This window comes from Microcoleus sp. MON2_D5, from assembly GCF_036701905.1.
GTDB lineage: Bacteria > Cyanobacteriota > Cyanobacteriia > Cyanobacteriales > Microcoleaceae > Microcoleus.
Genome location: NZ_JAUBRM010000194.1, coordinates 1 through 3671, shown reverse-complemented (window position 1 = coordinate 3671; position 3671 = coordinate 1). Strand labels below are relative to the sequence as shown.

The window sequence follows — 3671 nt, the reverse complement described above, 5'->3', positions numbered from 1 at the left end:
TATCCTTTCTCTGCGCTGTGCTTATCTCAATGGTCAACTTTCCACTTGATATATGTGCAAAACTGAGATGCACCCATGTTCCTGCATCCAGGTGAGCAATTTCTGCGACAGCCGTCTAGCTACACCGCCATCAGCATTTGATTCCCAGCCAGAAAAACCCTTGTCAAAATCGTCAAAGAACAGCACGCAGCCGCCCAAATTATCGGCTGTATCCAGCATTTTGTTGAGAGCGCGGTCGGGATTAGAGGAACCTAGAATATTGCCCCAACTTGCTGCTAAAAGCGCATAACCTAGCTTCTTAGCAGCTAGCTTCGCACTCAAACTTTTGCCCGTCCCCGGCGGCCCCCACAGCAGCATTCCTTTGGGAGGTCTGAGGTGGTATTTCTTGGCATCAGCTTCTGACAGCTTTACGACTTCGCTCAAATAAGCGTCTAATAAATCTAAACCGCCAGCATGAGGCACGTCTGGAGAAGCAATGAACTCCAACCCCTGGTCTCGAAGTTGCGATATTTTATGCTCCAATACCAACTGTGCGATTTGGACAACTGAAGCGGTCACAGAGAGCGATCGATCTAACACCAATTCAATTTCAGCAGTTGGCAGCCCTAGACTAGAAACAGCCAGCCGTTTTTTAGCAGCTACCGCATCTGAACCAAAATCAAGGGAACAATTGCGATCGCAAAAATTATCTACAAGAACTTCGACTTCAAAACGATCGGGTAACGGACATTTGAGTAGAGGAATTAATGGACTTAGCTTTGATGGCAGTTGGATGTACTCACCCAGCAGTACCCAATATTGGTTGGCCCAACGCCCTTTCAGCTCAAAGAATGCGTTAGCCAATTGAGAATAACGGCGGACAAGAGGCTGTTCGGTACTGTCTGATTCCAAAATATCCTCTAACAAAAAGATACCGGGACAGTCATTTTCCAGCAGAAATTGCAGCACATCACTTCCGACAGATAGCTCAGTTTTACATAAGACGCATTCACTATTATACATCTGGGAAATATCTGAAACGCTTGTCATATCTGAATGACAACCTAAAATTGGGAGATTTTTATTCAAACACCGCACCTGTTGAAGAGTTGCATAGCCTGGATTCCAATAATAAACAGGTAAACAACACTCACTGGCGTACTGATGAAATGATGACAATATTTTTTGGCGATCTGCACTGTAATATTCTAGGGCAAATATTGGAGTTGGAGGGACTCTTAAATTAGACAAAATCGTGAAATATTTCATGAATTTATATATCTAAATAGAGGATGTTTAACATAAAAGTTTAACTAACATAATTAAAATTTAGCGTCCTGCTAATGAGCGAAGTTTTCCCCCTCAATTGGAGGGGGTAATTGTGCCTAACGGCACTAATAAATTGATGTTATGCAAGTTAAATTGTCAATCATGGTCACAAGTAAAAAGCAAACCGCAGCCACTCCCATTCGCTCCCGGTCCCCAGTGCCTGCCAAATCTCAACCGCCTGAAAAGCAAAACAGTAAAACAGTTAGCATTAACAATGGAGCCAAATCAGAACCTCAACCTAACCTCAGCTCCGAGCAACTTGCTGGCGAGCTAGTCAAACAGATTCGCAATACAATTCATAAGAAGTACGGCGTGACAATTCAGCGTCGCGATAGCCGTATTTCGACAAAGGTTGGCCACGCAATTCGCGAAAAACTGGGATTGGATATTCAAGCTCAGTTGAATAAGCGCAACGGTAATGGCAATGGTAAAAAGTTCGACTGGCAAGAGTGGAACAATACTGTGTTTCCCAAGCTAGTTGGCCGACCCGATGAACTCAAGTATGATGTCGAAGTTGTTGCCTTAGCGATGAGCCAACTTTACGATACAATTGCTGACAACCCGCAAGCTGCCATTGCCGATTTAATGGAGTTCAATGCTCAAAGCTTAAAGCGTCGCAACGAGTTAGCTAAATCCTCTGAAGAAGATACTGAAGAACTCGATGAGGACGAGGAATTCGATGATGAAGATGATGAAATTGATGACATACTCGATGAAATTGATGACGAAGACGAAGACGAGGAAGGCGATGAGGATGAGGATGAGGATGAGGATGATGACGATGAGGAGGATGATTTTAGTTTAGACGAAGACGAAGAATTTGAGGAAGACGACGAATAATTGCTAAAGTTTGATTAGAAAGCTCTGCTGAAAAAGCAGAGCATTTTTTTGCCTCTATCGAGGCCTTTTCCACGAATCGCGATGTTGGGTAATGATTGTCGCCACCGTCCGAATCAGGACGCTCTGGGAAGCATACCCAACAAATTCACAATCAAGGAAACTTTGACCTTGGTTGTGAATTTAATTTTACCCACTCACCCACCCACTAAATTTTTTGAATTAATTGTAATTAGCGAACTGTCGTCGCTTTAGTTGTGAAGAAAAAACACGCTTGAGGGTTAATCATGGCTAATCGCAAATCCGCTCCAACTCCGATGCAAAAGCAATTTGCAGAAACTCTTGAAGAACAGCGCTTCGAGATGTTTTTGCACGTTGCCCGCGAGTTAACGGGACGTGCCAAACAACGACAGTTGCAGAAAGGTAAAGCTCTTGACTGGGAAGCGTTCAATACTTGGTTTAACAAGCAATATGAAGGCTACTCCGCTGACGAGATGCTTGAAGAAATCTTGAGCAACGTTTACTGGCTTTCATCTGAGCAAGCAGTGATTGACTTGCACTTCCGTTATATCGAATCGGCAGTCAAAGCTTCTCACAAGAAAAAGGCAACTGACGATAATGAAGAGATTGATGATTTTATCAAGTAATCAATGACGACCCCCGATAAAGGGGATAAAATCCTGCTCCAAGCAGGATTTGTTTTGCCCGCCCACCCACCGCACCAGTTCCGTTTGCGATACTTGCGCTCGCATTCTCAGAAGGCTTTAGTAAGGTTTTGATATTAAACGCGAGCGCGTTTGAGAGATGTTCCACTTGCAAATAAATTATAATCATGTACGAACATATTCAGCATTTTCTCACCCTCACAATTGAAACTGTGGTAATTTTTGGTTACGGTGGCTTAATTGTTCACTATATCGCTACGCTGTTAGCATCAAAGCGAATGAATCCTTCTGAAAAACTCTCAGCAGAACTTGCCCCAGATTTTGTGCCTCTTCTCAATGAAATTGCTTCCTTTCCTGCTGTTACCGAATCGGCAGCAACTCCAGAACCCACAGAAGAACAGCGCCTCACCTCTTCGCTACAACTTAAAGCCGAATTTGCTTCTAATATTCAACTCGATACCGACACATTTAATCTACCCTTCATTCAAGTCGATAGCCTGACTCTTCGACAATGCCGCACCGTTATTCGAGCGCTCAATTCCACTCTCCCACGAAGTGATCATATTCGCCTGAAACTCAACAAAAAAGATGTGCCAGCAGATTCGTTAAAATTTCAAATCAAGAAGCATTTTAAGCACCGACCGCAGCAAGTTGTCTCCCTAATTGAGCAAATTTTGAAAGTTAGTTAGCAGGCTCGGGGAATCAACAAGCCAATTAGTCCTTTATTTCAAAAAAACTTATGGTAACGATTTGATAGAAAGTTTTTTTGAATGAACCCTCCTTTTCAGGGTAAGCTCATCTAATTTGGTATAATATGAACTTGACAAAGTTAACAAAATAAGCATAAGAGACTGTGTAGAC

Annotated in this window: 4 protein-coding genes; 3 read left to right on the top strand and 1 reads right to left on the bottom strand. The window is 43.0% G+C overall.

Features of this window, described 5'->3' with window-relative positions:
- Positions 1–33: 33 nt before the first annotated feature.
- Positions 34–1029, bottom strand: coding sequence for an ATP-binding protein (locus QUA47_RS30420; RefSeq protein WP_333433562.1), 996 nt, complete (start codon positions 1027–1029; stop codon positions 34–36).
- A gap of 381 nt (positions 1030–1410) precedes the next feature.
- Between QUA47_RS30420 and QUA47_RS30415 the strand changes: the two genes are divergently transcribed.
- The 3 genes from QUA47_RS30415 to QUA47_RS30405 all read left to right on the top strand — a co-directional run bounded on the left by QUA47_RS30415 (position 1411) and on the right by QUA47_RS30405 (position 3499).
- Positions 1411–2148: a hypothetical protein gene (locus QUA47_RS30415; RefSeq protein WP_333433561.1), complete on the top strand. Its 738-nt coding sequence runs from the start codon at positions 1411–1413 to the stop codon at positions 2146–2148.
- 284 nt (positions 2149–2432) lie between these two features.
- A complete protein-coding gene (locus tag QUA47_RS30410; RefSeq protein WP_194060967.1) occupies positions 2433–2792 on the top strand; it encodes a hypothetical protein in 360 nt (119 codons plus the stop codon).
- 185 nt (positions 2793–2977) lie between these two features.
- Complete coding sequence (locus tag QUA47_RS30405; protein WP_333433560.1) at positions 2978–3499, top strand: hypothetical protein; 522 nt, start codon at positions 2978–2980, stop codon at positions 3497–3499.
- Positions 3500–3671: the final 172 nt, after the last annotated feature.

Coding starts and splice junctions, on each gene's coding strand:
- QUA47_RS30410 (WP_194060967.1), top strand. CDS start 2,433: ATGGCTAATCGCAAATCCGCTCCAACTCCGATGCAAAAGCAATTTGCA.
- QUA47_RS30420 (WP_333433562.1), bottom strand. CDS start 1,029: ATGACAAGCGTTTCAGATATTTCCCAGATGTATAATAGTGAATGCGTC.
- QUA47_RS30415 (WP_333433561.1), top strand. CDS start 1,411: ATGGTCACAAGTAAAAAGCAAACCGCAGCCACTCCCATTCGCTCCCGG.
- QUA47_RS30405 (WP_333433560.1), top strand. CDS start 2,978: ATGTACGAACATATTCAGCATTTTCTCACCCTCACAATTGAAACTGTG.